The organism is Altererythrobacter sp. Root672, assembly GCF_001427865.1.
Taxonomy (GTDB): Bacteria; Pseudomonadota; Alphaproteobacteria; order Sphingomonadales; family Sphingomonadaceae; genus Croceibacterium_A.
In genome coordinates, this window is record NZ_LMHH01000004.1 from 80,196 (window position 1) to 106,124 (window position 25,929).

At 63.9% G+C, this 25,929-nt stretch carries 31 protein-coding genes; 20 read left to right on the top strand and 11 right to left on the bottom strand.

Going from position 1 to position 25,929, the window contains the following annotated elements:
- Positions 1-36 precede the first annotated feature (36 nt).
- Both ASD76_RS17255 and ASD76_RS17260 read left to right on the top strand, forming a co-directional pair.
- Positions 37-1,344 carry a cystathionine gamma-synthase family protein gene (locus tag ASD76_RS17255; protein ID WP_055926194.1) on the top strand — a complete coding sequence of 436 codons (1,308 nt, stop codon included), beginning with the start codon at positions 37-39 and terminating at the stop codon, positions 1,342-1,344.
- A gap of 54 nt (positions 1,345-1,398) precedes the next feature.
- Positions 1,399-1,968, top strand: coding sequence for a hypothetical protein (locus ASD76_RS17260; RefSeq protein WP_055926196.1), 570 nt, complete (start codon positions 1,399-1,401; stop codon positions 1,966-1,968).
- Between the two features lie 27 nt (positions 1,969-1,995).
- Here the strand turns inward: ASD76_RS17260 and ASD76_RS17265 are convergent, their stop codons facing one another.
- Complete coding sequence (locus ASD76_RS17265; RefSeq protein ID WP_055926199.1) at positions 1,996-2,832, bottom strand: SDR family oxidoreductase; 837 nt, start codon at positions 2,830-2,832, stop codon at positions 1,996-1,998.
- 127 nt (positions 2,833-2,959) lie between these two features.
- Here ASD76_RS17265 and ASD76_RS17270 point away from each other — a divergent pair, with 127 nt between their 5' ends.
- The 5 genes from ASD76_RS17270 (at position 2,960) to ASD76_RS18815 (ending at position 7,394) form a co-directional block, all read left to right on the top strand.
- On the top strand, positions 2,960-4,024 hold the full coding sequence (locus ASD76_RS17270; protein WP_156457797.1) for a hypothetical protein: 1,065 nt from the start codon (positions 2,960-2,962) through the stop codon (positions 4,022-4,024).
- A gap of 68 nt (positions 4,025-4,092) precedes the next feature.
- Complete coding sequence (locus ASD76_RS17275; RefSeq protein ID WP_055926204.1) at positions 4,093-4,572, top strand: nuclear transport factor 2 family protein; 480 nt, start codon at positions 4,093-4,095, stop codon at positions 4,570-4,572.
- Between the two features lie 310 nt (positions 4,573-4,882).
- Positions 4,883-5,782: an OmpA family protein gene (locus tag ASD76_RS17280; RefSeq protein WP_055926207.1), complete on the top strand. Its 900-nt coding sequence runs from the start codon at positions 4,883-4,885 to the stop codon at positions 5,780-5,782.
- 139 nt (positions 5,783-5,921) lie between these two features.
- On the top strand, positions 5,922-7,034 hold the full coding sequence (gene opgC / locus ASD76_RS17285; RefSeq protein ID WP_055926210.1) for an OpgC domain-containing protein: 1,113 nt from the start codon (positions 5,922-5,924) through the stop codon (positions 7,032-7,034).
- A gap of 180 nt (positions 7,035-7,214) precedes the next feature.
- Entirely contained in the window at positions 7,215-7,394 is a 180-nt protein-coding gene (locus ASD76_RS18815) for a hypothetical protein (protein WP_156457798.1), read from the top strand.
- Positions 7,395-7,527: 133 nt separating this feature from the next.
- Here ASD76_RS18815 and ASD76_RS17295 read toward each other — a convergent pair whose 3' ends face one another.
- Positions 7,528-8,988: a tetratricopeptide repeat-containing sulfotransferase family protein gene (locus tag ASD76_RS17295; protein WP_082553939.1), complete on the bottom strand. Its 1,461-nt coding sequence runs from the start codon at positions 8,986-8,988 to the stop codon at positions 7,528-7,530.
- Positions 8,989-9,343: 355 nt separating this feature from the next.
- Between ASD76_RS17295 and ASD76_RS18690 the strand changes: the two genes are divergently transcribed.
- A complete protein-coding gene (locus tag ASD76_RS18690; protein WP_055926225.1) occupies positions 9,344-9,553 on the top strand; it encodes a hypothetical protein in 210 nt (69 codons plus the stop codon).
- Positions 9,554-9,610: 57 nt separating this feature from the next.
- On the opposite strand, the gene ASD76_RS17305 is transcribed toward ASD76_RS18690, so the two are convergent.
- Both ASD76_RS17305 and ASD76_RS17310 read right to left on the bottom strand, forming a co-directional pair.
- Positions 9,611-9,997 carry a hypothetical protein gene (locus ASD76_RS17305; RefSeq protein ID WP_156457799.1) on the bottom strand — a complete coding sequence of 129 codons (387 nt, stop codon included), beginning with the start codon at positions 9,995-9,997 and terminating at the stop codon, positions 9,611-9,613.
- A 79-nt stretch (positions 9,998-10,076) separates the two neighbouring features.
- Complete coding sequence (locus tag ASD76_RS17310; protein WP_055926282.1) at positions 10,077-10,700, bottom strand: LysE family translocator; 624 nt, start codon at positions 10,698-10,700, stop codon at positions 10,077-10,079.
- Positions 10,701-10,963: 263 nt separating this feature from the next.
- Here ASD76_RS17310 and ASD76_RS17315 point away from each other — a divergent pair, with 263 nt between their 5' ends.
- Together ASD76_RS17315 and ASD76_RS17320 are read left to right on the top strand one after the other, a co-directional pair.
- Positions 10,964-11,464 (top strand): 2,4'-dihydroxyacetophenone dioxygenase family protein, encoded by a 501-nt coding sequence (locus tag ASD76_RS17315; protein WP_055926231.1) that lies wholly within the window; start codon positions 10,964-10,966, stop codon positions 11,462-11,464.
- Positions 11,461-12,165 (top strand): nuclear transport factor 2 family protein, encoded by a 705-nt coding sequence (locus tag ASD76_RS17320; protein ID WP_055926234.1) that lies wholly within the window; start codon positions 11,461-11,463, stop codon positions 12,163-12,165. Before ASD76_RS17315 ends, ASD76_RS17320 begins: the two co-directional genes overlap by 4 nt.
- Positions 12,166-12,214: 49 nt before the next feature.
- Here the strand turns inward: ASD76_RS17320 and ASD76_RS17325 are convergent, their stop codons facing one another.
- Positions 12,215-12,769, bottom strand: a complete 555-nt coding sequence (locus ASD76_RS17325; protein ID WP_055926236.1) for a YSC84-related protein — start codon at positions 12,767-12,769, stop codon at positions 12,215-12,217.
- Positions 12,770-13,076: 307 nt separating this feature from the next.
- On the opposite strand from ASD76_RS17325, the gene ispG reads away from it, so the two are divergent.
- From ispG to ASD76_RS17350, 5 genes are all read left to right on the top strand, one after another.
- Entirely contained in the window at positions 13,077-14,216 is a 1,140-nt protein-coding gene (gene ispG / locus ASD76_RS17330; RefSeq protein WP_055926238.1) for a flavodoxin-dependent (E)-4-hydroxy-3-methylbut-2-enyl-diphosphate synthase, read from the top strand.
- A complete protein-coding gene (locus ASD76_RS17335; RefSeq protein ID WP_235506894.1) occupies positions 14,213-14,503 on the top strand; it encodes a hypothetical protein in 291 nt (96 codons plus the stop codon). Before ispG ends, ASD76_RS17335 begins: the two co-directional genes overlap by 4 nt.
- Positions 14,500-14,985, top strand: a complete 486-nt coding sequence (locus ASD76_RS17340; RefSeq protein WP_055926240.1) for a GNAT family N-acetyltransferase — start codon at positions 14,500-14,502, stop codon at positions 14,983-14,985. Before ASD76_RS17335 ends, ASD76_RS17340 begins: the two co-directional genes overlap by 4 nt.
- Before the next feature lie 40 nt (positions 14,986-15,025).
- Entirely contained in the window at positions 15,026-15,535 is a 510-nt protein-coding gene (locus ASD76_RS17345) for a TIGR02281 family clan AA aspartic protease (protein ID WP_055926242.1), read from the top strand.
- Between the two features lie 70 nt (positions 15,536-15,605).
- On the top strand, positions 15,606-16,214 hold the full coding sequence (locus ASD76_RS17350; protein WP_082553940.1) for a murein L,D-transpeptidase catalytic domain-containing protein: 609 nt from the start codon (positions 15,606-15,608) through the stop codon (positions 16,212-16,214).
- 4 nt (positions 16,215-16,218) lie between these two features.
- On the opposite strand, the gene ASD76_RS17355 is transcribed toward ASD76_RS17350, so the two are convergent.
- The gene (locus ASD76_RS17355) at positions 16,219-17,559 is read right to left on the bottom strand and encodes a L,D-transpeptidase family protein (RefSeq protein WP_055926243.1); all 1,341 of its coding nucleotides are present in this window, start codon (positions 17,557-17,559) and stop codon (positions 16,219-16,221) included.
- A gap of 177 nt (positions 17,560-17,736) precedes the next feature.
- Between ASD76_RS17355 and ASD76_RS17360 the strand changes: the two genes are divergently transcribed.
- Positions 17,737-18,624 (top strand): DMT family transporter, encoded by an 888-nt coding sequence (locus ASD76_RS17360; RefSeq protein WP_055926245.1) that lies wholly within the window; start codon positions 17,737-17,739, stop codon positions 18,622-18,624.
- On the opposite strand, the gene ASD76_RS18420 is transcribed toward ASD76_RS17360, so the two are convergent.
- Complete coding sequence (locus tag ASD76_RS18420; protein ID WP_156457800.1) at positions 18,621-18,791, bottom strand: hypothetical protein; 171 nt, start codon at positions 18,789-18,791, stop codon at positions 18,621-18,623. The two genes, ASD76_RS17360 and ASD76_RS18420, sit on opposite strands and share 4 nt — an antisense overlap.
- 115 nt (positions 18,792-18,906) lie before the next feature.
- Between ASD76_RS18420 and acnA the strand changes: the two genes are divergently transcribed.
- Positions 18,907-21,582 (top strand): aconitate hydratase AcnA, encoded by a 2,676-nt coding sequence (gene acnA / locus ASD76_RS17365; RefSeq protein WP_055926247.1) that lies wholly within the window; start codon positions 18,907-18,909, stop codon positions 21,580-21,582.
- A gap of 59 nt (positions 21,583-21,641) precedes the next feature.
- On the top strand, positions 21,642-22,166 hold the full coding sequence (locus tag ASD76_RS17370) for a rhodanese-like domain-containing protein (RefSeq protein WP_082553942.1): 525 nt from the start codon (positions 21,642-21,644) through the stop codon (positions 22,164-22,166).
- Between the two features lie 53 nt (positions 22,167-22,219).
- Here ASD76_RS17370 and ASD76_RS18695 read toward each other — a convergent pair whose 3' ends face one another.
- Positions 22,220-22,288 carry a hypothetical protein gene (locus tag ASD76_RS18695; protein WP_414826698.1) on the bottom strand — a complete coding sequence of 23 codons (69 nt, stop codon included), beginning with the start codon at positions 22,286-22,288 and terminating at the stop codon, positions 22,220-22,222.
- On the opposite strand from ASD76_RS18695, the gene ASD76_RS18700 reads away from it, so the two are divergent.
- Both ASD76_RS18700 and ASD76_RS18705 read left to right on the top strand, forming a co-directional pair.
- A complete protein-coding gene (locus ASD76_RS18700) occupies positions 22,257-22,868 on the top strand; it encodes a hypothetical protein (protein ID WP_055926251.1) in 612 nt (203 codons plus the stop codon). The two genes, ASD76_RS18695 and ASD76_RS18700, sit on opposite strands and share 32 nt — an antisense overlap.
- A 12-nt stretch (positions 22,869-22,880) precedes the next feature.
- Complete coding sequence (locus ASD76_RS18705; protein ID WP_235506895.1) at positions 22,881-23,033, top strand: hypothetical protein; 153 nt, start codon at positions 22,881-22,883, stop codon at positions 23,031-23,033.
- 329 nt (positions 23,034-23,362) lie between these two features.
- Here the strand turns inward: ASD76_RS18705 and ruvB are convergent, their stop codons facing one another.
- The 3 genes from ruvB to ruvA are packed head-to-tail and all read right to left on the bottom strand — an operon-like array spanning position 23,363 to position 25,714.
- Positions 23,363-24,391: a Holliday junction branch migration DNA helicase RuvB gene (ruvB, locus tag ASD76_RS17380; protein WP_055926254.1), complete on the bottom strand. Its 1,029-nt coding sequence runs from the start codon at positions 24,389-24,391 to the stop codon at positions 23,363-23,365.
- Positions 24,381-25,112: a hypothetical protein gene (locus tag ASD76_RS17385; protein WP_156457801.1), complete on the bottom strand. Its 732-nt coding sequence runs from the start codon at positions 25,110-25,112 to the stop codon at positions 24,381-24,383. Before ASD76_RS17385 ends, ruvB begins: the two co-directional genes overlap by 11 nt.
- Complete coding sequence (gene ruvA / locus ASD76_RS17390; RefSeq protein WP_055926291.1) at positions 25,112-25,714, bottom strand: Holliday junction branch migration protein RuvA; 603 nt, start codon at positions 25,712-25,714, stop codon at positions 25,112-25,114. Before ruvA ends, ASD76_RS17385 begins: the two co-directional genes overlap by 1 nt.
- Positions 25,715-25,929: the final 215 nt, after the last annotated feature.

Below are 25,929 nucleotides of genomic sequence, written 5' to 3' on the forward strand. Positions count from 1 at the left end.
TGGTGGCCTACCAGTGAGGTCGTTACAGTAGAAACCATGCCTGAACCGATCGACCGCACACCGCGCCGCAAGCCCAAACCCGAGGTCAGGACGCTGGACGGGCGTAAGCTCAAGCCCTCCACGCTGATGATGGGCTACGGCTACGATCCCGTGCTGTCCGAAGGATCGCTCAAGCCGCCGATCTTTCTCACCAGCACGTTCGTGTTCGAAAGCGCAGAGGCGGGGAAGCGGCACTTCGAAGGCATCACCGGCAAGCGCGCTGGCGGGGCGGTGGGCCTCGTCTATTCCCGCTTCAACGGGCCAAACCAGGAAATCCTCGAAGATCGCCTGGGCGTATGGGACGGCGCCGAGGACGCCTTGGTCTTCTCAAGCGGCATGACCGCGATCTGCACCCTGATGATGGCCTTTTGCGAAGCCGGGGACGTCATTGTCCATTCCGGACCGCTCTACGCCGCGAGCGAAGGGTTCGTGGCGAAGGTCCTGGGCCGGTTTGGCGTAAGCTACGTTGATTTCCCCGCCGGGGCGACGCGCGAGGAGCTCGACGCTGTGCTGGCCAAGGCCAAGGCGCAAGCCGCGGCCTCGGGCGGCAAGGTCGCGATGATCTATCTCGAAAGCCCCGGCAATCCGACCAACGCTCTGGTCGACATCGAAGCCGTGCATGACGCGCGAGACGCTGCGCTCGATCCAAACGTGACGCCGATTGCGATCGACAACACCTTCCTCGGTCCGCTCTGGCAAAGCCCGCTGCAACACGGTGCGGACATCGTGGCCTATTCGCTGACCAAATACGCCGGCGGGCATTCGGACCTGGTGGCCGGCGGCATCTCGGGCGCGAGACGCTGGATGGAGCCGGTGCGCGGGCTCAGGAATACCATGGGCGGGATCTGCGACCCCAACACCGCCTGGATGCTCCTGCGCAGCCTCGAGACGCTCGAAATCCGCATGCAACGCGCCACCGAGAACGCCATTCGCGTGTGCGACTTCCTCAAGGATCATCCCAAGGTGGAAGGCGTGGGCTTCCTCGGACTGCTCAAGGACCCGCGGCAGAAGGACATTTACGACCGCCACTGCACCGGCCCCGGCAGCACCTTTTCGCTGTTCATCAAAGGCGGCGAGGCGGAGTCCTTCCGCTTCCTCGACAACCTCAAGGTCGCGAAGCTGGCAGTAAGCCTGGGCGGCACCGAAACTCTCGCCAGCCATCCCGCGGCGATGACCCACCTGTCCGTTCCGCCCGAACGCAAGGCGATGCTGGGGATCACCGACAATCTGGTCAGGGTATCGATCGGCATCGAGGACGCAGATGACCTGATCGCGGACTTCGAGCAGGCCCTGGCGGCGGTTTAGCGCTCAGGTTGCGCTCCCGTTTCCAGTCGTCCAGAGTTGGCGGCGGGGGATCGGATGTTCAATTCTACAAAGCTCTACGCGCGCTCTTTCAAGCCGGTTGAGGGTGGCTACCTCTACTATCCGCATAGGTGGAGCCAAGGTTTCCTCATCAGCCCGGACGAATATGACCAGCTGATCGAAAACTGGCGCCGAATCACGAGCCTCCGAGGACAATTCAAGTTGATCGCTTTTGTGATGATTGTGGCGATCATCCAGGTAGCCTTGGAATCAGCGCTCGGCTTTTCAGACGCGGTGTCTAGCTGGATGACCATCGCAATTGCATTTGCCGTGGTCGCCTACATTCTCTGGAAGAGTACCGCCGCCTATCGTCTTGTCCGCCAGAGGGCGCCGATTGCTCCGAGACGGAACCGCAGGGAAGCTGAAGCCGACATGGCCGAAAGGTTCTCGTGGCCCTTCCTCCTGTTCGCGCTCGTTTTGTCGCTTTGGTTCACGTTCCTTTTCTTCCTGGTCGCCTTGGCCAACCCCTTGATCGGCTTGCCTCTTTTGATCTTGTTCGGGGCATCGGCATTCATGAATGCCCGCGTCGCCTTCCGAAAATGGAGCACCGAACGCTCCGAAGCCTAGGCACTCCCTCCCGCAGCGGTCTGATCGCTAAAGGATGAAGTAATCCCCCGCAGCCCGCACGGTCACCTCGGCAATCGAGACACCCCACGGCTGGTCAATGGCGTGGATGATCGCGTCGGCGATGTGTTCGGGAGCGAGCGAGGCGTAGTCGATGTTGTCCTGGTCGAGCCGCTCGGCCGGGAAGGTCCCGTCCTGGAGACCCATGACCATGTCGGTGAACTCGCCCATATTGTGCGCCAGGATGCCGATGCCGGCGGCCTGGTTGACGATGGTGGCGTTGAGGCCCGTGACCGGAACGCCGGTCGGCCGGATAACCGTGACCTTGATCTTCCCGCGCCCTTCGACGCGCAGCGATTCCGAGAGGAAGTTCACCGCGCTCTTGGTCGCGCCATAGACGGCCGCGCCGATCACCGGGTGGTTGCCGTAGATCGAGGACATGTTGATCACGTGGCCACGGCCTTGCGCCATCATCTGGTCGAACACCGCGATGGTGCCGTGCATCACGCCCTTGAAGTTGATGTCGATGCAGCGGTCCCAGGCTTCGAGCGCGATCTCGTGGTCAGCGAAGAACGCCAGCGGCATGGTGCCGGCGTTGTTCATCATCACATCGATCGCGCCGTAGGCCTCGACTGCGGACTGCGCGAGGGAGCGCATGTCGGCCATCTTGGTGACATCGGTACGGACCGCCTGGGCCGATCCGCCTGCGGCCCGGATCTCCGCGACGACTGCCTCGACCGCTTCGAGGTTGATGTCGCCGCAGGTCACGCGCGCGCCGAGGGCCGCCGTCTTCTGCGCCACCAGCCGGCCAAAGCCGCTGGCTGCCCCGGTGATGATTATCGATTTGCCTGATACATTCCCGCCCATTGGCGCAGCTTAGCCGTCCGCCCGTCAGGTGCAAGGCAGAGCGGAACTGGGTCTTCGCCTCCCGTGCCGGTTGCGGTGGGCGGAGCGACGTGGTTCTATCTCCACCGCTAAATCGGAGGAGAGGACGATGAAGCTTTCGCGTGTCGCAATTGGTGCCGCTGCCTGCGTGATGGCAGCCGCCTCGCTTTCGGTTTCCGCCCAGAGTCCGGTCGAGCTGGCCGCGGCTTCCGGGGCTCCGGCCCCACCGGCCGGCTGGGCCGCCCCGCGCACCGAATGGGGCGATCCGGACTTGCGCGGCACCTGGCCGCTCGATGCGGTGGGCCGCACCCCGACGGAGCGGCCGCCGAACCTCGGCGACAAGGCCTATCTGACGGACGAAGAATACCAGGCCGCCATCGCCTCGGCAGAGAGCACCGCGCAGGGCTACGACCGCGAGGACCAGGCCGGCACGATCGGTTCGGGCCATTGGTTCGAATGGGGCCGTCCGCTCAAGCAGACCTCGCTGATCGTGGAGCCCGCCAACGGCCGCATCCCCCCGCTGACCGCGCAGGGCGAGACGCTGTCGAGCGCCATGCGCAGCAGTTGGAACGTGCAACAGTTCGACCGGATCAGCGACTTCAACTCGCTCGACCGCTGCATCAGCCGCGGGTTGCCGTCCTCTATGACGCCGTTCCCGTACAACAACGGCATCCAGATCTTCCAATCGCCCGGCTACGTCGTGCTGCGGCTGGAGATCGTGCACGAGACCCGGATCATTCCCCTCGACGGCCGCCCGGGCCTGCCCGGCACCATGCGCAACTACCTGGGTGAATCGCGCGGCCACTGGGAGGGCGACACGCTGGTGATCGAGACCACCAACCTCACTGGCGAAACCCCGATGAACATCGTCGGCCCCGGCAACAAGCCGATCCCGACCAGCCCAGAGCAGAAGGTCACCGAACGCCTGACGCCGGTCGGCCCCAACACGATCCTCTACGAGGCGAAAATCGAGGACCCGGTGGTCCTGACCGCCCCCTTCACCCTGCGCTTCCCGTGGACTCGCGACGAGAACTACAAGCTGTTCGAGTACGCCTGTCACGAAGGAAACACCGTGGTCCCGAACTACATCAAGACCACCTCGCCGCGGTTTGTCGGCAAACTGGAGAACCCCTCGGACCCGGCGGAATGGGTGCGGGATACCGTGCAGAGGTAGAGGGCAGCAAATTTGTAATTCCGCGCGGAAGCTTTGCCCCCTCGTTGCGTCTTTGCGGAGCAGCGACAATGCGTACAATAGCTCTGATCGTGTCGGCGTCGGCGCTCCTGGCCAGTACGAATGCCCAGGCCGAGTGGCAGGCAGCCAACGCGGCCGTGGCTGAAGCTGCGCGAGACCCGCGGATCGCCGGCGCCCTGGCCCAGGCGGCGCGCATGGATGAAGCGCTCATCACCGATGACCAGGCGGCCTTCCGCGACGGCCTCTCGTCCGATCTCGTCGTCAACAATCCCCAGAACGCCATTTCCCTGCCGGGCGACACGGCTCGACTGCAGGCCAAAGGGCGCATCCGCTACGACCGCTATGTGCGCTCGATCGAATACGCGGGTCTCCTTGGCGACCTCGTTCTCCTGATGGGCGAGGAACGGGTCGTCCGACGGGGAGCGGCGCCCGAGGAGATCGAGGTCCGCCGCTTCACCGACGTCTGGCGGCAGGAGGACGGGAAGTGGCGGCTCGCTGCTCGACAGGCCACGAAGGTGCCGGTGAGTTAGGTCTCTCGGCGGGTGTCGAGGCGGACATTAAACGCCCTCGAAATCCAACTTGGCGCAATTTGAGAAAGCGGTTCGCCGCTCGCGGCGGTCTGACTACCCGTAAAGTGCACCTTGCGGTCGGATTCGTTCATTTGCCAGCAAGGTTAGCGTGAACAGTCCTGACGTCGGACGCGTTCGAGCACTGGGTCGCAAGCCACAAAGTTGTTCAGCGAGATGATGGGCTTCTGACCGCCAGACACTCGATCACGGAGTTGTCGGGCGAAAAGTCGCGAACGCGAGGAGGTGGGTAGTCTTTTGAAGGAGCAGAAAAATGAGGGTTTTATCCAAAGGGTCGAGCGTTCCCATCCTGTTGGCCGCGCTTGCCATGCCCGCGTGGGGTGGCCTGTCGGCACAGCAAGGGCCAACCAATAGCTCGGATTCGATTACCGTGGTCGGCACGGCGCCGACCGATCTGACTGGTTTGACCGAAGGACCTGAGATCGAAGGCATCATTTCCGCGCGCACGGGCGAGCGGTTGCAGGTCACGGGCGCCGACGGCGCCAACACGGCGATCCTGGTCTCCGAAGCCACGCAGATCCGGTCCAGCGGGGGCCCTCTCGGCCTCAGCAGTGCCAAGCTTGGCGCAGACTCGCTGCTCAACGGTCTGCCGGTTACCGTACAGACAGTGCAGTGGGACGGTGGCCTCGTTGCAAGCCGCGTCAAGTTCAAGAAGAGCAATCTCGCGACCGCCTCGATGATCCGCAACGGCACGGCGCAGCGCTTTGGCGAACATGATACGGCGATCGCGGAAAATGCTGCGGCGACAGAGGCCCTTCGTGGTCGCGTGGGCGATATTGACCAGTACAATATCCGCGGCACGACCAACGTATACTTCGACACCGGCAAGTGGGGGTTGACGGATTCCGCCGAGGCCGATCTTTGCGCCGCGGCAGCCGAAGCCAACTCGATGGACAACGCCCTGTTACTCGTCGTCGGTTACACCGACGCGGTCGGCAGCGAGGATTACAACCAGGAGCTCAGTGAACGGCGCGCTGGCCGCGTCGTCAACTATCTGCAGCAGAAGTGCGGCTGGGCACCTTATCGCATGCTGACCCCGACCGGCATGGCCGAGTCAGACCCGCTGGCGGACAACGAGACCCCCGCAGGCAAGGCGCAGAACCGCCGCGTCGCGGTGAATATCCTCGTCAGCAAGGCTGTCGAAGGCCTGTAAGACGCGTGGGGTGGGCTTCGGCCCACCCCCATTTTTTCGGCGGGGCGGCGTCCTGCCGGAACTCACCGCGCCCTGAGACGGTTGGGATCGGCGAGGAGGCGTACATGATGGTCAAGAACGCCGTAGCCAGACGGTCGGTATGCGCGATGAGCGGTTAGACATTCTGCGCGGCTACGCGATGGTGACGATCGTCCTCAACCATTCGAAGGATCTGCTGTCGCAAGTAGGCCTGGACGGTTTCCCCATACCGACGCTCACCAGTTACGGCTTCTCTTCCGCGGCCGAGATCTTCTTTCTGATGTCGGGGTGGATGGTCGGCCTCGTCTACCTGCGCAGACCCAACCGCGATGCGGCCGTCTTGAAACGCGCAGCGACAATTTATGGCTTCAACGTCCTCTCATTCATTGCGGCCATTTTCGCGGCATGTCTCGCCGGGCCGGCCGTGGTCGCAGCAACCGACGTCGGCTTCACTTTGGCGAATCCTCTGACCGAAGTTGTGCGGTTTCTGGTGTTTCTCCAGCACCCTTACCTGTTGGGTGTGCTGATGCTCTACGTCGTGTTCATGCTAGCGGTCCCGCTCGCTGCGCGCTTGCTCGATCGGTCGCCAGCCCTGTTGATCGCCGTCTCCGTCGCACTCTACCTGTTCGTGCAGGTGGTGCCCGGGTTCAACTTGCCGGGTGGCTCGCCAAAGGGCGATGGGCAGTGGAACTTCAATCCGTTTGCGTGGCAGCTCCTGTTCTTCATCGGCATGTGGCTCGGCAAAGTCGGCTTCCACCGCACCGCCTTCGATTATCTCTCGGGAAGGATCTGGACGGCGGCGGCCCTGGTCGGGCTCCTGCTACTGTGCGCCGTTCTACACCGCCTAGAGCTGCGCGGGGTCCTACTGGTGCCGTTCACCGGCAAGGAGAACCTGGAGCCGGTTCGACTGGTCCACGCCGTATTGGTGGTAACGACCCTGGCCGCGCTTACGGTCAATGCGCCCTCGATATTCAGGCCGGTGCTGGACTGGCTCGCCCTCAATGGTCGGCAGACGCTCTATTGCTTCACCGCCAGCATTCCCCTGACCTACCTCGCCGCAGGGCTCTGGCTCACGCTCGGCGGCGGCTATCTCACCTACCTTGCACTCACATCGCTGTTAGTGCTGGCGATCACCCTCACGGCCCAGATCGCCGAACGATGGCGCGGCGGCGGCAAGACCGCTGTCCCCGCGGTCGCAAGCGTTGCAGAGCAACCTTCGCCGATCGACCGCTAGCGGACTTCAGGTCCAGTTCGATCAGAAGCCTGTCTTGTTTGGTGTGGAAGGCGGTCAGTCCGGTTCCGGCTCGGACCTGTTTGCGAGCTCGGCCATAAGGCGATCGAGCCAGGCTTGCGCTTGCTTGCGTTCACCCACGGCTTGCGGACCGACCGGGCCGCGTGAATCAAGGAATTGCTGATGAAGCTCGAACGGGGGCATCGCGAGCTGCTCTCTCGCACGGTCAATCGCTTCACTTATGTCGTTCAGATTGTCGATGACGGGTGCAATCGCCTCGCGAGTGCGTCGATCGCCGTTATGATCGAACAGCCCCAACTTCCCGGACGCTGCAACGCGAAGTGCATCAAGCAGCGCGTCTGAATATTCCGCTTCGAGTTCCAAGCGGCGAGTGTCCAAGCGTGCAAGGCGATCTATTTTTGCCACCACAGAGCCCTAAGCCGCTGTGGTGTCGGCCGCAACAGGCCAGCACCACGACCGCCAAGGGTCTGACCTGCTAGCTCGCGTAAGCTGCCAGAAACGGCTGCAGGAATTCCCGATACGGCTCCGCAGACCCCACCGCTCGCCGGTTGATCGGCTGGCGGACCTGCATCACGCTCGAAGTCGTCACAATCCGCTCGTTCTGGTGTGGCTCGAACGTCTGCGGTTCTTCGGCGAGCCCGCAATGGCGCAAGATGCGGCGGGTCCAGCTGGCTGGATCGCCCGTCAGCGCTTCATAAGGCACGACCAGCAGCCGGTCGCCGAGGATCTGTTGCCATTGCCCGAGGAGTTGATCCTCAAGACGAAAGTGGAAGGCGATATCTTCGAGGTCGTAGCTCCACTCCACGCCGGCGAGGAAGTGGGTGCGGAAGCAGGACCAGGCGCAATCGAGCGGGTCGCGCTTAAGCCAGACGATCGGCGCTTGGGGCAGCAGGGAGGCGGCGAGACCAAGGTACCGGCTGGTCGCCATCGACTTGTCGACCACGCGCCCCGGAGCCGGAAAGCGCTCGTCCATCCAATGCCGCCATAGGCGCGCAGTGGTCGCGGTGCCGTTGGCGGCGGCATGGCGGTTGAGCGACGGATAGGCGGTGCTGCCGACTTCCCGCGAGAGCATCGGCAGCCGGTTGATCTCGGCCCCGTCAGAAACCTCGCTGTGGCTGGTGAGGATCTGATCGACGAGCGTCGTGCCCGAACGCGGTAACCCGCTGACGAAGATCGTGCGATCGGTCGGCTCGCTTTGCTGACTGGCGATGGCCGCGACCGCATCGGCGTCGTAGCCGCGCACCGCTTCGGCCGCGGCGGCGCGGTCAGCCTGCCGGTCGTAGGGCCGCTCTGCCTTCTTGAGCGCAGCCCCCTTCGCGAAAGCCGCGAAGGCCAACGAGGGCTCGCCGAGATCGGCATAGGCCTTGCCGAGCGCGTGGTAGTAGGGCGCCTGCGCCGCTGGCGGAGCTTGGCGCATCTCGCGTTCGGCGGCGACGATCCGTTCGGCCAGTTCGGGTTCTTCGGCGAAGTTGACCAGAGTCGACAGCGGTAGCCAGGCCTGCCCCAGCTGGGGACGCAGCTTCGTGGCGCGCTCGAGCAGTTCGCGTGCTTCCTCGAGCTTACCGATGAACACGGCCGCAGCGCCGCGGCTGTAGGCGTAGACGGCGGGGTCCGGCACGTTGTCGGGCAACGTCTCGAGCAAGGCGTAGGCCTCGTGCAGCGCCCCGCCCTGCGCAAGCAGGCCCGCTTGCTGGTACCGGGCCATGGGGTTTCCACCCGAGGCTTCGACGTAGAGGGTCATCGCCTGGCGCGAGAGGCTGAGTTCGCCGTGATCGGCCGCCATGTAGGCAATCTGCTGCCACTGCGCGCCCATGGGCACCCGGCGGCTGACCAGCTGGCGAACGACGTCGACGATCCGGGCCCGGTCATTCCGGCCCAGCGCTCGCTGCAGTTCGTCTACTAGGGCTAGCGACGCGGCCAGATTGGGGCCGGTCATTCTGCCCGTGCCTGGGGGGCTGGACACTATCTGGGCCGTACTTTTGCGTTGTTCTTCAAGCGCAGAGAGGCGATGCACCGCAGGACATCAATGCCAAAAGTGTCGTAAATTGTGTCGATAGTGGCCCATTTGTCGCAAAACGCGATGAATTCGTCTTGCAGTCCAGCGCTGTCCCAGCTTACTCAATCGTCAGGAGAGGCTGCCGCTTACGTCGAGTCCAATCGACGAAGCTGCTAACATGAAGGGGTGGGTGGCTATCGCGACCCGTGCTTCCAAGGCTGGAAGGGGAAATACCCCTGTCCAGATTCAGGCGCAATTTCTGCGCGATCAACCGGCTTATACGCCTGTCGGGCCGATGTCCGGCTTCGCGTTCATCCCCGAAGAAGAGGCCCTTCGCCCGGTAGGGATCGCCGCTCGCGATGGCGAGCCTTGGCAGGAACAAGACGTCCAGCGCGCGATCGGCGCGGCCCAGGCGGCTGGCCTGTCAGACTACCGCGTCGAGCTCGCCCCCGACGGCACGATATCCATCATCGTGGGCGCGCCGTCGGCCGCGGCGGACGAGTAGTGTAACAGCCCGTGAGACGCGCTGGGAGGACCGCTCTCAGCGGACCTTCGCTTTTTGCTATTCCTCAGTGTCTCGCTTCGAAGGCGGTAGCGCGCGCAAGCTTTCGATCTCCCGCGCCGTGCGTTCGGCCGGGTCGGTCGCGATGGTTTCGAGGGTCGCTACCCGGTCCTGCAACTTGGTCACGAGGTTGCGCAGCCGCTCGTTCTCTTCGTCGATCGACTTGAGCGTCTTGACCGGCTTGGCCTGGGTCTCGGCGAAGAATTCGACAAAGCCGCAATCGGTACACCGCCGGGCGGTCAATTCTGCCGACTTCGACCGGAACGCGCCCATGACGGCCTTCCAGAACCCAGGCTCCCCGTCCATCCACGTAACGCGTCCGCCGGTGTCCGGAAGATACATGAAGCCCTGGGTCATCCCGGCGCGGCATTTAGGACAGTCTGCCATCTAATCCTCAAGTGAACGGTGCATTGCCTGCATAATACACCGATCGCACTTCGCCAATCAAGTAATCAGGGTCACGCAATCACCTGGCAAGCGCCAGCTTCGCTCCAAAGGCGACGAACACGCCCCCTGTAAGTCGGTCCATGGTTTTCACCGCACGAGGCCGGCGCAGCAGGCGCCCGATCGGCGTCGTGAGCGCCACGAGAACCGCGAACCAGACCAGGCCCAGGAAGACCTGAATGCCAGTAAGCAGTAGCGAGAACGGAACGACGCTCACTCCCGCCGGGATGAACTGCGGCAAGAAGGTGATGTAGAACACGCCGACCTTTGGGTTGAGCATGTTGGTGAGGAACCCCTGCCTTAGCGAATGCCATCCGGCGACTTTGGCCGTTTGGTCCCTGGCAACATCGAAGCTGTCGCGCGGTCGCAGGATGAGCTTGAGGCCCAGGTACAGGAGGTAAGCGGCACCAGCCCATTTCAGCATCGTAAATGCGAGGGTGGATGCGGCAAGGAGCGCCCCGAGACCGATCGAAGCTGCGGCACCCCAAACAAAGCACCCAAGGCCGATACCAGCCGCGGCAAACGCCGCCTGGCGCGCGCCACCGGCTGCGGCCGATCGCAGGACCATGGCGGTGTCCAGGCCCGGCGTTAGCGTCAGGACTGAAGCTGCGGCGAGAAAGGCCAGCAAGGCTTGGGCAACGGTCATCTTGAACCCCTTGGCAGGCAAATCCCGGTAAGCGCCGCACATGGCTTTGGGCTGAACGGCGGCTTTCCCTCCATAGGGAATCTTCGTCTGGCGCGAACCCACGGAAAGCGAAACGACGGTAGCGCATGCATAGACTTGTTGGCGGCGGCCGATAGCGCCGCGATGCAAGTTGTCGCTTGTTGACTGGTCGCAGGGCGCTAGGTTGGAGCGGGCATGGAAGGGTGAAGATAACACCCGGCGCAGCGAAGTGGCGGAGGGTGTCGATGATCATTCCTGAATCCTTCCATTCCGATTCAAGCGATCTGCCGTGGGCGGACAACTGGGCGGGCGATCCCGGGATCAAGTTGAAGCTGCTCATGGCTGACATCGAAGGCGGGCGTTATGCGGTCCGCATGCTCTTCGAGCCTGGTTTGCAAGTGTTTCCGCACAAACATACCGGCGAGATCCATGCCTTCACGTTTGCCGGCGAGTGGACCTACCTCGAGTATCCCGAAAGCCCGAGCAATCGCGCTGGTTCCTACCTTTTCGAGCCGCCGGGCAGTACCCACACGCTGAAGGTGTCGGACAATGTCGTTGGACCTACCGACGTTCTGTTCATCATGTATGGCGCCATGCTCCACCTGGGACCGAACGGAGAGGTGGTCGGCGTGACCGACGCCGAAAGCGTCCTGCGCGAATATCCCGAGCTTTTGCGCCAGCAAGGCAAGGCGGTGCCCGATGTACTGCCCGTGGGTGGTTCGATGGCCTACCGAGCGTTCGCATGAGCGCCGAGGACGCCATCACGGAAGAGATCCGGTCGCTCAGACAGGCGGTCGACCGACAGGCTCTGGAACTGGCCGAGGCCCGCCACGCGATCGCTCTGCTCGAGGACAAGAACGAGATTGAGCGGCTGCAGTATGCCTACGGCTATTTCATCGACAATCGCATGTTCCGCGAGATGGCGGACTTGTTCTGTGATGAAGGAAGCTGGATCGAGATAGGCCAGCGCGGCCGCTACTACGGCAAGGAGCGCATCCACCAATTCTTGCTCGAAGTTCTGGGCGATGGGCGTTGGGGTCTGCTCAAGGACGAGGTGATCAACCATGTCCAGCAGCAACCCATCATCACCCTTGCCGATGATCGACAGCAGGCGTGGTCACGTGCGCGGGCCCAGGTCCAAGGCAATTCTCCGCCCGACACACCGCATTTCCTGCTGGCCGACGGCATCTACGAGAACGAGTATGTGCGCGAGAACGGGCGCTGGAAAATCCGCGGCGTCACGGTCACGATGACCTTCTACACTGCGCTGGAGCGGGCGAAGATCTGGTTCCCTTCCGCTCCGCCGAGCGAAGTCATGCCTCCTGACAGTCCGAGCCAACCTGTCGTGCAGGCGCTGGGTCGGCAGTTCAACCCTTGGCACTTCCGCCACCCGATCGAAGGCTATGAGATCGCGATCCCCACCTCTGCTTCGGCTTCCGACATCTGAGCATTAGTCGGCGGCAGACAGCGAACAAATCGCGAGGACGCGGAAACGCTTACCTCTTGATCCTGGAGATCTTCGACCCTTCGAGGTCCACCCCGGCCATCAGCCCTTTCTGGTCGAACGGGAAAGCGTAGACGTCCTTCCTGAGCGTCGTCGAGTTGGCAGTCTCGGCCGCCCCTTCATTGACCACGACCACGCTCGGCCCCGTGCCGATCGCCCATCCGTCGTTCTCTCGAAGATAGGTGATCGCGCTGTCGTTCATCAGGAACAGCGCGTAGCCAAAGGTCTGCCCGCCGGCCTGCAAGCCAATCGAGGCCGCGGAAATCCTGAAATAGCCCTCTGGCTTGCCATCGACGAGAAGAACGCCCTCCCCGCTCTGCCCGCCAACGACGAGACCGGCCTTCACGATCTTTGGAAATACGAGGATTGCGCGAGCATCCCGACCATAAGTGCGCGCCTTGGCAGATTGGGCGTAGAGCCTCTCGAGCGCAGCCTTGCCGTCCGTGGCCAATTCCGAGGCGCTTGCCGCAACGGCGCTTTGCGATGGACCGACGGTCGTGACCATGGCGAGGCTCAGCGCCAACAGGCAGTTGCGAATTCTGCTCATTTTTCCAACCTTCGAAGGTGAATGTGCGAGCAGTTTGACCGACGAAGCGCGGGCTCACCATCAGCATTTCACCTGAGAAGGACGCCGTCGCATGACCTCGCGAGGACTAAACCCCCATTTTCCTACGCGCGGCAAAGCTGCTAGAGCCCCGCGCGATGACCGACCCTGCGAACCTCACCGTCTTTCGCGCCGACACGTTGCGTCGCATTCAAGGTGACACTTGTAGGGTCCAAAGTGACACTTACCTCTTGGGCCGTGTCACCCCTGTCACTTTGCCCTCCTGCCTGTCAGGGAACTGCTAATTAAGATGAACGAAATCCGTCCCTGGCGAACGATTGAACGGCGCGAATGCCGGCAGATCATGGTCGGCAAGGTTCCGGTTGGCGGAAGTGCGCCGATCTCCGTGCAGACGATGACCAACACGCTAACCTCCGACGCAAAGGCAACGATCGACCAGATCCGCCGCTGCGAGGATGCCGGCGCCGATATCGTTCGCGTGTCCTGCCCCGACGTGGAGAGCACTGCCGCGCTCAAGGAAATCGTCCGGGCGTCCAACGTGCCGATCGTCGCCGACATCCACTTCCATTACAAGCGCGCGCTCGAAGCGGCGGACGCTGGCGCGGCGTGTCTGCGGATCAATCCCGGCAACATCGGCTCGTCTGAACGGGTGGCCGAAGTGGTCCGCGCGGCCAAGGCCAACGGCTGCGCGATCCGCATCGGTGTCAACGCGGGCAGCCTCGAGAAGGACCTGCTCGAAAAGTACGCCGAGCCTTGTCCTGAAGCCCTGGTCGAGAGCGCGCTCGACCATATCAAGCTGCTGCAGGACCACGACTTCCACGAATACAAAGTGGCGGTAAAGGCGAGCGACGTTTTCCTTGCCGTCGCCGCTTACATGCAGCTGGCCGAGACGGTCGATTGCCCGCTGCACCTTGGCATCACCGAGGCAGGTGGGCTGATCGGCGGCACGGTGAAGAGCGCCATCGGCATGGGCAACCTGCTGTGGGCCGGGATCGGCGACACGATCCGCGTCTCGCTTTCGGCCGAGCCTGAGGAAGAAGTCCGCGTCGGCTATGAGCTGCTCAAGAGCCTCGGCCTGCGCACCCGCGGCGTGCGGGTGGTTTCGTGCCCCAGCTGCGCGCGGCAGGGGTTCGACGTGATCCGCACGGTGCAGGCGCTCGAAGATCGGCTGCAGCACATCAAGACGCCGATGAGCGTCTCGGTGCTCGGCTGCGTGGTCAACGGCCCGGGCGAAGCGCGCGAGACCGACATCGGCATCACCGGCGGCGGCGCGGGCAAGCACATGGTGTTCCTCTCCGGCGTGACCGACCACCATGTCGAAAGCGAGCGCATGCTCGACCACATCGTCAGCCTGGTCGAAGCCAAAGCGGCTGAGATCGAGGCCGGTACCTCGGTGAGCATGGATACGCTGCACGGGAAGGCGGCATGAAGCACAAGGCTGACCTGGCAAAGTACAAGCCCTCGCTGTCGCGCAAGAGCGTCGGCATCGGTGCCGCGGCTACGGGCGCCACCGCCACGGGCACTTCGGCCTTGGGCAGCGGAGCCATTGGCGCGCTTGCTCTCGGTGCTTTTGCGCTGGGCGCCTTCGCGATCGGGGCCCTTGCGATCGGACGTCTCCGTGTCGGCAAGGCTCGCATCAAGAAGCTGCGGATCGACGAACTGGAAGTCGGGCGCATCACTTTGCTCGATCCGAGTGAGGAAGAGGGCAAGGAGTGAGCCTTGCGATCCGGCCGGCAACGCCAGCCGACCTGCCGCTCATCGCCGAACTGATCCGCGCGCTCGCCGAGTACGAGAAACTCGCCCATGAAGTGCGCTTCGAAGAGGCGGTGCTGGGCGAAAAGCTGTTCGGACCGCGGCCTTACGCCGAGGTACTGATCGGCGAAGTGGACGGCGTGGCACAAGGCTTCGCGCTGTTCTTTCACAACTTCTCGACCTTCGAGGGCAAACCGGGGATCTACCTCGAGGACCTGTTCGTCAGGCCCGAAGCGCGCGGCGCGGGGCTCGGCAAGGCCCTGCTCGTCGAACTGGCGCGGCTGGCGCTGGAGCGCGACTGCGCCCGCCTTGAATGGTGGGTGCTCGATTGGAACGAGCCGTCAATCGGCTTCTACAAGTCGCTCGGCGCGAGGCCGATGGACGAGTGGACGGTGATGCGGGTCGATGGCGAAGCGCTGGGCGCACTCGCTGGGGCCGCGAAGTAGCTTTACGAGCGTTTAAGCATGCCTGGGCTATGGCGGCCCGATGAAAGTCGAGCCGCTCTTCGCCCTGCTCGCCGCAGGCATGGTGATCGCCTGGTTCGCCCCTGACCGGGCGAGCGACGGCGCGCCAGCGTCAGGCAAGCTCGAAACGACGGCGGAAAAGGTCCAGGTGGTACGGGAAGAACCCGGCCCCATCGTCCTGCCACGCGAAGCCGACGGCCACTTCTACGCCGACGTAATCATCGATGCCGCGTCGAGCGAGATGCTGGTCGACACTGGCGCCACGGTCATCGCGCTGACCGACGAAGATGCGAAATCCATGGGCATCGAATGGAACCAGGATCAGGTTCGGCCCGTCGCGCGCGGGGCAAGCGGCGACGTTTATGGGGTCAACGTTGTGCTCGACACGGTGCGTGTCGGCGATCTCGAGGTTCGCGGAGTGGAAGCCATCGTGGTTCCAGACGGGCTCGACATTTCCCTGCTCGGCCAGTCGTTCCTGTCGCGAGTGGGCAAAGTGCAAATCGAGACAAACAGAATGATTCTAGGCAGTTAGATGAAGGCGGCACTCCATCCGGTCGCATCAGGCTGGACAGGGGAGGTTGGAAAGGGGCAATATAGGTCCAGTGAATAGGCGGGAATTCATCGCTTCGGCTGGCCTGGCGGCGGGATCGCTGGCTTTGCCTGTACGTGTGGCCGCGCAAGTCGGGCCGGACCTGCGCACGACCGCTATCCTCGACTCCGCGCGCGCTGAGATGAACCGCTCCGGCGCCCTACTATGGCGCCGCGACATCGTCGGCGTCGCCGATTTCGCCGCTCACTCGGCCTACCCCCGGTTCCACATCGCCAACCTCGAAAGCGGAACTGTCCGCTCGTTACGGGTGGCGCATGGGGCGGGTTCTGATCCCGAGCATGACGGCTGGCTCAAGTGGTTCTCGAACGTGCCGGGCTCGAACGCCACCAGCCGCGGGTCCTACATCACCTGGGAATGGTACTACGGTAAGTACGGCACCTCGGTGCGGCTTGGCGGACTTGATCCGGACAACTCCAACGCGTTCGACCGGGCAATCGTCATGCACTCGGCCGAATACGCGACACAGGCCCACCTCGACCATTGGGGCAAGCTCGGCCGGTCGAACGGCTGCTTCGCCTTCTCGCCTGACGATTTCAACGAGGTCCTGGGGACGCTCTCAGGCGGACGGCTGATCTACGCCGACCGCCTGGGCTTTGTCTGACGCCTCAGGAAGTCTGCAGGTCGTCGACAATTTCGATGACTTCTTCGTCAGTCACCCGCGAACGATTGCCGACCCGCGGAGCCTTGAAGCTGGCGATCACGGCTGCGTCCCGACCATAGAGGTCGTTGAACGTCCGCAACTGCCCGTCGATGTCGCGCGCCATCGTGAAGTAGGTGATGTAGACCGGCATCGACTTCTTCACCGGTACGCGGGTGTATTCGCCCGAGGTGGAGATGGTCACCGTCTCTTCGCGTGTGGCGCCCTGCCCCAGGATGGCAATGGTCATCGCCAGTTCCAAGGCCCGCTCGACACGGACACAGCCGTGGCTCAGCGCACGGTTGTCAGAGGCGAACAGATTTCGCGACGGCGTATCGTGCAGGAAGATCGAGTGCGGATTGGGCATGTCGAGCTTCATCTGCCCGAGCGAGTTCCCTGGCCCCGGCTGCTGCACGACGGTGATGAAGCCGTTCTCCGCGCGAGAACCACGATAGCCGTTGGCACGCGCCCAGCCGGGATTGCCGAGCACCCTGGCACCGAGCCCTTCGCCCTTCACGATTGATTGCGGCACCGTCCAGGTCGGGTTGAAGATCACGCCTTCGACCGTTTCCGCCAGCTGCGGAGTCGCAGTGCGCCCGGGCTTGCCGACAATCGTGCGGTAGCTGCGGATGATATTGTTGTTCACCGTCAGCCGCAGCTGGAACTCGGGCACGTTGGTGAGCAGGTATTGCACGCCCAGATCGCGCTGCAGCCACCGCCAGCGGTCCATGTTGGCGCGGATGAGATCACGCTTCGTGGTCTGGTTCTGCGGCGTCGCAGCCAGCGTTTCCTTCAGCGCCGCATAGTCGGGATGAGTCGGCAGGACCGAATCGATCGCCGCGGCAACCGCTCCGGTCGTGGTCGCCCGCTCCATCAACTGGCCGGTGGGCGTGAGGTCGGCGTCGGGATCGATGACGAACCACTGCCGACGTGCATCCATCGGTGTGCGCCCGTCGCGCAGGTCTTCGACGAGCCAGGTGAACGTCTGGCTCGCAGCTTCGTCAAGCTGAACACCTTCGCCGGTTTCAATCGCGGCGCGGAGATCCTTCACGGCGTAGTCGGCGGGATCGAGGCCTTCCGCCCCGACGCGCTCGGCGTAAGCCAGCAACAAGCGGGCGTTCGTCAGCGGCCACTGCATGATCGCAGGATAGAGCGGCGCCGGCGGCAGTGTTACAGCCGACGTCATCGGCGCGGTAACCACCTCCGCATCCTGGTTCAGGACACGCTGGGCCTGGATCTGTTGCGCCGCAACCGGCGCGCCTAGCGCCACGGTCACGCCAGCCAGCAAGATTGTGCGCCACGCTTTCATCGTAATTCCATGCCCCTGTGAGTGTTCAGAAGCCCCTGCCATGCGGGACCCGTCCGGACAACGGGCACTGCATTCTTCCCGTTTCGTGCCCCGCTATCAAGCAGGACGGCTGACTCTACGGTGAATCGTGCGACGGTGCGGATTGTCCGCAACGGTTTGGCCGGTAAAGCAGGCAGTATGACCCGCGAGCGACCTTTGCTGCCCTTTGCCATCACTCTGGCCGCAGTGGCGCTCTATTCGCTGATGGACGCTCTGATGAAAGGGGCGTCAATTGCGGTCGGGGCGTATAGCGCCTTGCTGCTGCGCTGCGCTCTGGGAACGATGATGATCGGCCCGGTGTGGCTGATCAAGCGCACGGCTTGGCCCTCCAAGCCGGTGATGCGGCTCTATGCAATACGGGCTTTCGTTGGTTCGGCGATGGCTTTCACCTTCTTCTGGGGCCTCGAGCGAATCCCGCTGGCGGAGGGAATCGCCCTGTCGTTCGTGGCTCCGCTGATTGCGCTCTATCTGGCGGCGATCGTACTTGGAGAGCGGATCAACCCGAGCGCCATCGGCGCTTCATTGCTCGGGCTGGCGGGGGTGACGGTGATCGCGTTCGAACGCGTCGGACCCGGCACTCCGGCAAACCCGGACGCGACTTGGGGTGTCGCCTCGATCCTGTTGTCCTCGGTGCTCTATGCCTGGAACCTGGTGCTGCAGCGCCAACAGTCGCTGGTGGCAAAGCCCGTCGAGATCGCGACCTTCCAGAATGCGGGAATGGGCCTCGTCCTGCTGCTGTTTGCCCCGTGGATGTTCGAAATGCCGGCATTGGAAACCTGGCCCGTGATCGGCGCGTCGGCGGGACTTGCCGTGGTCGCCGTCCTGCTGCTGTCCTGGGCTTATGCCCGGGCGGAAGCCCAGGCGCTCGTGCCGCTCGAATACTCCGGGTTCCTGTGGGCCGCGCTATTCGGCTGGCTGCTATTCGACGAGAGCCTGCGAGTGGCAGTTCTCCTGGGCGCAGCGTTGATCGTGGTCGCCTGCTGGATTGCCGCGCCGCGCAAACATCCCGAACAGGCCGCGGCCTAGCTTCCCGCCTTGGCAGCCGGAGCAGCCGTCTCTGTCTTCGCCCCGAAGCCCGCTGCATGCCAGATCAACCCGAACGCAGCGCCGAGGATCGCAGCGAGAATCAGCGCCAGGGCCATCGGTATCACGTAAAGCGGTTCCTGCCGCCTGCCCGAAGGTCCTGTTGTCATGACACGCTCCTGATTATCGCCGTGCCTTGACCTAGCGCGCCTGAACGCGCAAGCGCCAGCGCAAACCGGCCCTTCACGCGGTCGGATTCAGCATTATCAGGAGGCCCACTCGCCCATGACCCAGGTCGGCAAGAATTCGCTCGATACCCGCAGCACCTTGGAGGTCGCGGGCAAGAAGTTCGCTTACTACTCGCTCAACAAGGCCGCGGAGAAGATCGGCGACGTCAGCCGCCTGCCGTTCTCGATGAAGGTCCTGCTCGAAAACCTGCTGCGCTTCGAAGACGCCGGGTTCACCGTTTCGGTCGGCGACATCCAGGCGATTGCCGACTGGCAGAAGGACCCGGTCACGGGCAAGGAAATCCAGTACCGCCCGGCGCGCGTGCTGATGCAGGACTTCACCGGCGTGCCTTGCGTGGTCGATCTCGCCGCGATGCGTGACGCGATCGCCAAGCTCGGCGGCGACACCTCCAAGATCAACCCGCTGGTGCCGGTGCACCTGGTGATCGACCACTCGGTCATGGTCGACGAGTTCGGCCACCCCAAGGCGTTCGAGAAGAACGTCGAGCTCGAGTACGAACGTAACCTCGAACGCTACGACTTCCTCAAGTGGGGCTCGAAGAGCCTCGCCAACTTCAAGGCCGTACCTCCGGGCACCGGCATCTGCCACCAGGTCAACCTGGAGCACATCGCCCAGGGCGTGTGGACCAGCCTCGACCAGGACGGCGCCATGGTCGCCTATCCCGACACTTGCGTCGGTACCGACAGCCACACCACGATGATCAACGGCCTGGGCGTGCTCGGCTGGGGCGTCGGCGGGATCGAGGCGGAGGCAGCGATGCTTGGCCAGCCGGTCTCGATGCTGATCCCCGAAGTCGTCGGCTTCAAGATGACCGGCCAGCTCAAGGAAGGCGTTACCGCCACCGACCTCGTGCTGACCTGCACCCAGATGCTCCGCGCTCGTGGCGTGGTCGGCCGGTTCGTCGAGTACTTCGGCCCCGGTCTCGCCTCGCTCAGCCTCGCCGACCGCGCGACGCTCGCCAACATGGCTCCGGAATACGGCGCGACTTGCGGCTTCTTCGGCATCGACGACAAGACGCTCGAATACCTGCGCCTCACCGGCCGTGACGAGGATCAGATCGCGCTGGTCGAGGCTTACGCCAAGGAGCAGGGCTTCTGGCTCGACCCCAATGCGCCCGATCCGGTCTTCACCGACACGCTCGAACTCGATCTCGGCAGCGTCGTCCCCTCGCTCGCCGGCCCGAAGCGCCCGCAGGACAAGGTCGCGCTGCCGGACGTGGACGACCTGTTCAACAGCGAGCTCAAGTCGCTCTACGGCAAGTCCTCGCCCAAGCGCACCCCGGTCGAAGGCGCGAGCCATGACATCGGCGACGGTGACGTGGTCATTGCCGCGATCACCAGCTGCACCAACACCTCCAACCCCGACGTGCTGATCGCCGCCGGCCTCGTCGCCAAGAAGGCGAACGAGCAGGGCCTCAAGCCCAAGCCGTGGGTCAAGACCAGCCTCGCTCCGGGATCGCAGGTGGTCACCGACTACCTCGAGAAGGCCGGCCTGCAGCAGCACCTCGACGCGATCGGCTTCGACCTCGTCGGTTATGGCTGCACCACTTGCATCGGCAACTCGGGCCCGCTGGCCGAACCGATCAGCCAGGCGATCAACGGCAACGACATCGTCGCCGCCTCGGTCCTGTCGGGCAACCGCAACTTCGAAGGCCGCGTCAGCCCCGACGTGCGCGCAAACTTCCTCGCCAGCCCGCCGCTGGTGGTCGCCTATGCGCTCAAGGGCACGGTGACCGAAGATATCATCTCCACGCCGATCGGCGTCGGCAAGGACGGACAGGACGTGTTCCTCAAGGACATCTGGCCGAGCAACCAGGAAGTCGCCGACCTGCGCGCCGGCAGCATCAACCGCGGCATGTTCGTGGCTCGCTATGCCGACGTCTACAAGGGCGACACGCACTGGCAGGCGATCGACGTGGTCGGTTCCGACACCTACCAGTGGCGTGCGGGCAGCACCTACGTCGCGAACCCGCCGTACTTCGAAGGCATGAGCATGACTCCGGCCGCGGTAACCGACATCGTCGGCGCACTGCCGCTGGCGATCCTCGGCGATTCGGTCACCACCGACCACATCAGCCCGGCGGGCTCGATCAAGGCTGACAGCCCCGCGGGCCGTTACCTGCTCGAGCATCAGGTCGATAAGCGCGACTTCAACTCCTACGGCAGCCGCCGCGGCAACCACGAAGTCATGATGCGCGGCACCTTCGCCAACATCCGCATCAAGAACGAGATGGTCCCGGGCATCGAAGGCGGCATGAGCCGTTACGGTGAAGAGGTCGGCGCGATCTACGACGTGGCCATGCAGCACAAGGCCAATGGCACGCCGCTGGTCGTCATCGCCGGCAAGGAATACGGCACCGGCTCCAGCCGCGACTGGGCGGCCAAGGGCACCAACCTGCTCGGCGTGCGCGCCGTGATCGTGGAGAGCTTCGAGCGTATCCACCGTTCGAACCTCGTCGGGATGGGCGTGCTGCCGCTGCAGTTCAAGGACGGCGAGAGCCGCGCCACGCTTGGCCTGACGGGCGACGACAAGTTCAGCATCCACGGGCTTGCCGGGCTGGAACCGGGCCAGGACGTTGCAGTGGAAGTCACTCGCCCGAACGGCGAGAGCTTCACCTTCACCGCCCGGTGCCGGATCGATACGGCGAACGAGATGGAATACTACCGCAACGGCGGCATCCTCCACTACGTGCTGCGGAAGCTGGCGGCCTGAGGCCGTTCATCCGCGGTTTTAGGATCGGGGCGCAGCTTCTCTCGTGAAGGGAGAAGTCCATGCGCCCCGTCCGAACCGCTGTTCTCATATCCGTTTTAGCGGGCTCGCTGCTGGCTCTGCCGTTGCAGGCCCGTGCCGAGCTGCCCGCCAACCCTCAGGTCGACTACGAAGGCTTCGTCGAGCTGGCGGGCCGGCTAGGCGAGTACCGCGAAGGCAGGCGCCTGGGCTGGCAAGAGTTCGCTCGGCGCGCCCAGCACGATGGTGCGATCCTGCTAGACGCCCGGTCGGAAAGCGCCTTTGCCGCTGGACACCTGGACGGAGCCATCAATCTGCCGCTGCCGGATTTCACCGCCGAGCGGCTCGCTGAAGTGCTCGGCCCGGACCAGGGCCGGCCGGTCTACATCTACTGCAACAACAACTTCGCCGACGACCGGCCACCGGTGGTGGTGAAGAAGGTCGAGCTGGCTCTCAACATACCGACTTTCATCAACCTGGTCGGGTACGGCTATGCCAACGTCTGGGAACTGGCGGACGTGATCCGCACTGACGGGCCGGGCGTGAACTGGGTTTCGACCGCCCCATAAACGAAAGGGCGGCCCCCCCGAACCGCCCTTTCACCGCATCGAAGGTAGTGGGTTCAGGCCGCCGCAGCGGGTACCTTCCTGCGGCGTCGCATGAACACGGCAGCGGCGCCCACCCCGAACAGGACCATCATCGGCGGTTCCGGAACTTCGGTGCCCGAAGTGGTGCTGGACACGCCCGAGCTCGAGCCGGTGGAAGAACTGGTCGAGCTCGATGTCGAAGTGGACGAGCTGGTCGACGTCGAGCTTGAGGTCGACGAACTCGTCGAAGTGCTGCTCGAGCTCGATGTGCTGGAAGTGATGTCGCCGGACGTCGAGCTGGTGCTGGTCACGTTGCCCGAGCTCGAGGTGGTCGTGCTGCTGATCGTCCCGGAGCTGGTCGACGTCGAACTGCCCCCGGTCGACGTGGAGGTCGAGCTGCCGCCCGACGAGGTCGAAGTCGAACTGCCGGTGCTCGAATTGTCGATGTCGATATTGATGCCGCTGGTCGAACCCGAACTGGTCGTGGTTGTCGTCGTCGTGGTCGTGCTCTGCGGGGTGCCCGAAGATGAGCTCGAACCGGACGTCGTGGTCGAAACCGTGATGCTGCCGCCGCTGCTGCCCCCGCCGAAGAAGCCTCCGAAGAAGCCGCCGCCGAAGCCACCGCCGCTCGAACCGCCGATCACGACGGGCGGTGGGCTGCCTGTCGCCACGACGGCTGCCTGAGGCAACGGTGCGATGGGAATTGGGGCGATCGGCGGCGCATCGATCACGCGCTCGATCGGCGGGAGTTCGGGCGGCGGGGCTTCGGCCACCACCACCGGGCGCGGTGGGGGCGCCTTTACCTGCTTGATCGGCCGCTCGATCGGAACCGACTTGCCGGACTTGTAGTCCGTGGTCCGCGCCTGCGGTTCGGCCTGGTGGACCGCGCCACCGACGAGCGCTCCGCTTGCCGCGAGAGCGGCCAGTTTGGCGAGGGCTGTGCGTACCGACATGCGTTTTCTCTCTCAGTGGCCAGGAGCGCTGCCAGTCCGAATTGGACCTCCAGCCCTTCTCCTCCACTGCCAAGAACACGCGCTAGCGAGGGGTCGGCAATCGGATTAACCAAGATTCCGAGAGCGCGATGTCGTTTTTTGCGAAGTCTCAGAGGCCGGCGAGCGGCTCTGTCCCGATCTGGAACCGAACTGCGCGCGAATCCGAACGACCGTTAACGGCCGCGGCTACTTTCCGGGATCGAACAGGCCGGTCTGCGAGCCGCTCGGCGGGGTGATTCCCAGGTGATTCCATCCCGCATCGTTGAGGCAGCGCCCGCGCGCCGTGCGGGCGACCAGGCCGAGCTGGATCAGGAACGGTTCGACCACGTCCTCGATCGTGTCGCGCGGCTCGGCGAGGCCCGCGGCGAGCGTTTCCACGCCCACCGGGCCGCCTTTGTAGATGTCGGCGATCATGGTGAGGTAGCGCCGGTCCATCGCATCGAGGCCAAGCGTATCGACTTCCAGCCGGGTCAGCGCCTTGTCCGCTACCTCGGAGGTGATCAGCGGCGCTCCCTCAACGTGGGCAAAGTCGCGCACCCGGCGCAACAAGCGTCCGGCCACGCGCGGTGTGCCGCGCGACCGGCGAGCCACCTCGCGCGCACCCGCGGGATCGATGGCCATGCCGAGCAGCGAAGCGCTACGCGTCACCACCCGCTCCAGTTCGGGCACAGTGTAGAAGTTCAAGCGCACCGGAATGCCGAAGCGGTCGCGCAACGGCGTGGTCAGCAGGCCCTGCCGGGTCGTCGCGCCAATCAGCGTGAACGGCGGCAAGTCGATCCGCACCGAGCGCGCCGAGGGCCCCTCGCCGATGATCAGATCGAGCGCGCGGTCCTCCATCGCCGGGTAGAGCACTTCTTCGACCACCGGATTGAGCCGGTGGATCTCGTCGATGAACAGCACGTCGTGCGGTTCGAGATTGGTCAGCAGCGCCGCGAGGTCGCCAGTCTTGCCGATCACCGGGCCGCTGGTAGCGCGGAAGCCGACGCCGAGCTCCTTGGCCACGATCTGCGCCAACGTGGTCTTGCCGAGGCCCGGCGGGCCGAAGAACAGCACATGGTCCATCGCCTCGCCCCGCCCGCGTGCGGCTTCGATGAACACGCGCAGGTTCTCGCGCGCCGCTTCCTGCCCCACGAACTCGCCGAGCGACTTGGGGCGCAGAGCGGCGTCCTGGTCCTCGGGCTGGCGCTGAGGGGTGAGGGTGGGGTTATCGGTCATCGTTCGCAGTCCACCAAGGTTTCCCGACACTTTGGAATCGCTCGATGACACTCTCAAAATCATCGTCAGGTGCAGCGGTGCCGTTAAACCTGAGGCTTGACACAACAGGCCCTCTTTCCAATTCCGTCGGAACGTCTTCAGATTGGCCCCGTGCATAAGGGAACAAAGCACCGCATAACTGACGTATCTTTGCGGCCTGCAATTGATATTCCGCGATGTTCATGTTGATTCCTAAGCGGAATACGTCCTCATCAGCGATCAGTGACACGAGGCGAGCGTTCAGAATCTGAATTTGCCGAAGCAATTCACTCACCAGAGCGTTTACCGTTTCAACGTCGCTAGTTTCAACGAACTCCCCCAAGCTGACGGGGATTTCGCTCGGGAAGACCGGCGGGCTCCAATGCCCGCTTAGTCGACCATTGGGTGTAGATCGAAGGATTGCGCTCGCCTCGGAAAGGCTCCTAATCACCTCGTTAGCGTAATGCGTGGCGGTAGAGAGCGTAAGAGGTAGAACGAAGCGTTTCGCTCGATGCAAACGCATCAGCCGCTTGTTTTCCAGTTTGTCCGCGTGGCGGATCTGCAGCCTGATGGCCAAGTAACCTATCAGTGCTGCCAAAACTGCAAACGCGCCGGTTTCGAGCGATTGCCACTCATAAAGGCACTGACTGAAGTCGGCGGTCCAGTCGCTTGGAACATTACACCGCACCAAGGGTGTTACCATCACCCCGCCGCCCTCTTCAGCGCCACCCGCACCAGCTCGTTCAACCCGGCACCCTCGCCCAGCTCCGCCTGCGCATGCGCCACGGCGCTCGCCGCAACAGCAGGCTTGAACCCGAGGTTCTGCAACGCCGAGACCGCATCGGCACTTGCGCTTCCCGGCTGCGACACCGCCACCGCCACGCCCGCCGAACCACCCGGCAACGCCCCGGCCTTGTCCTTGAGCTCGTTGACGATCCGCCCGGCCAGCTTCGGCCCGACACCCTGAGCGCGCGCCACTTGCGCCGCATCTCCAGCCCCGCAGGCCCGCTGCAGTTCGTCAATCGACAACGCCGAGAGGATCGCCAGCGCGACTTTGCTGCCGACGCCTTGGACCGTGGTCAGCAGGCGGAACCAGTCGCGCTCCCCCGCATCGGCGAAGCCAAGCAGGCGCATATCGTTCTCGCTCACCTGCAAGTCGGTGAAGACCGTGCACTCATCGCCGGCGATGCCGAGCGCGGCGAGAGTCTTGCTCGAGCAATGCACGAGATAGCCGACGCCCTGGACGTCGATCACCGCCCAGTCCGCCCCGCTTTCGTCCAGCCGTCCCGTCAGCTTCGCAATCATGTTTTGTTCCTGCCCGAGCGTGGCGGGTTTGGCTAGGGGCAAGCGACCGGCATCCACCGGTGCGGTAGCGGGGGTGACGGGGTGAGGTGAAGGTTGGCTCCAACGGCAGCTTGGCAAATCGGGCTATCCGTTGCAGACACTGGTCAAAATAATAACGGGACACAGTCCCGATTGAGGGGATGACCATAATGCGCCTGCGATCGCGCCTGCTCCGT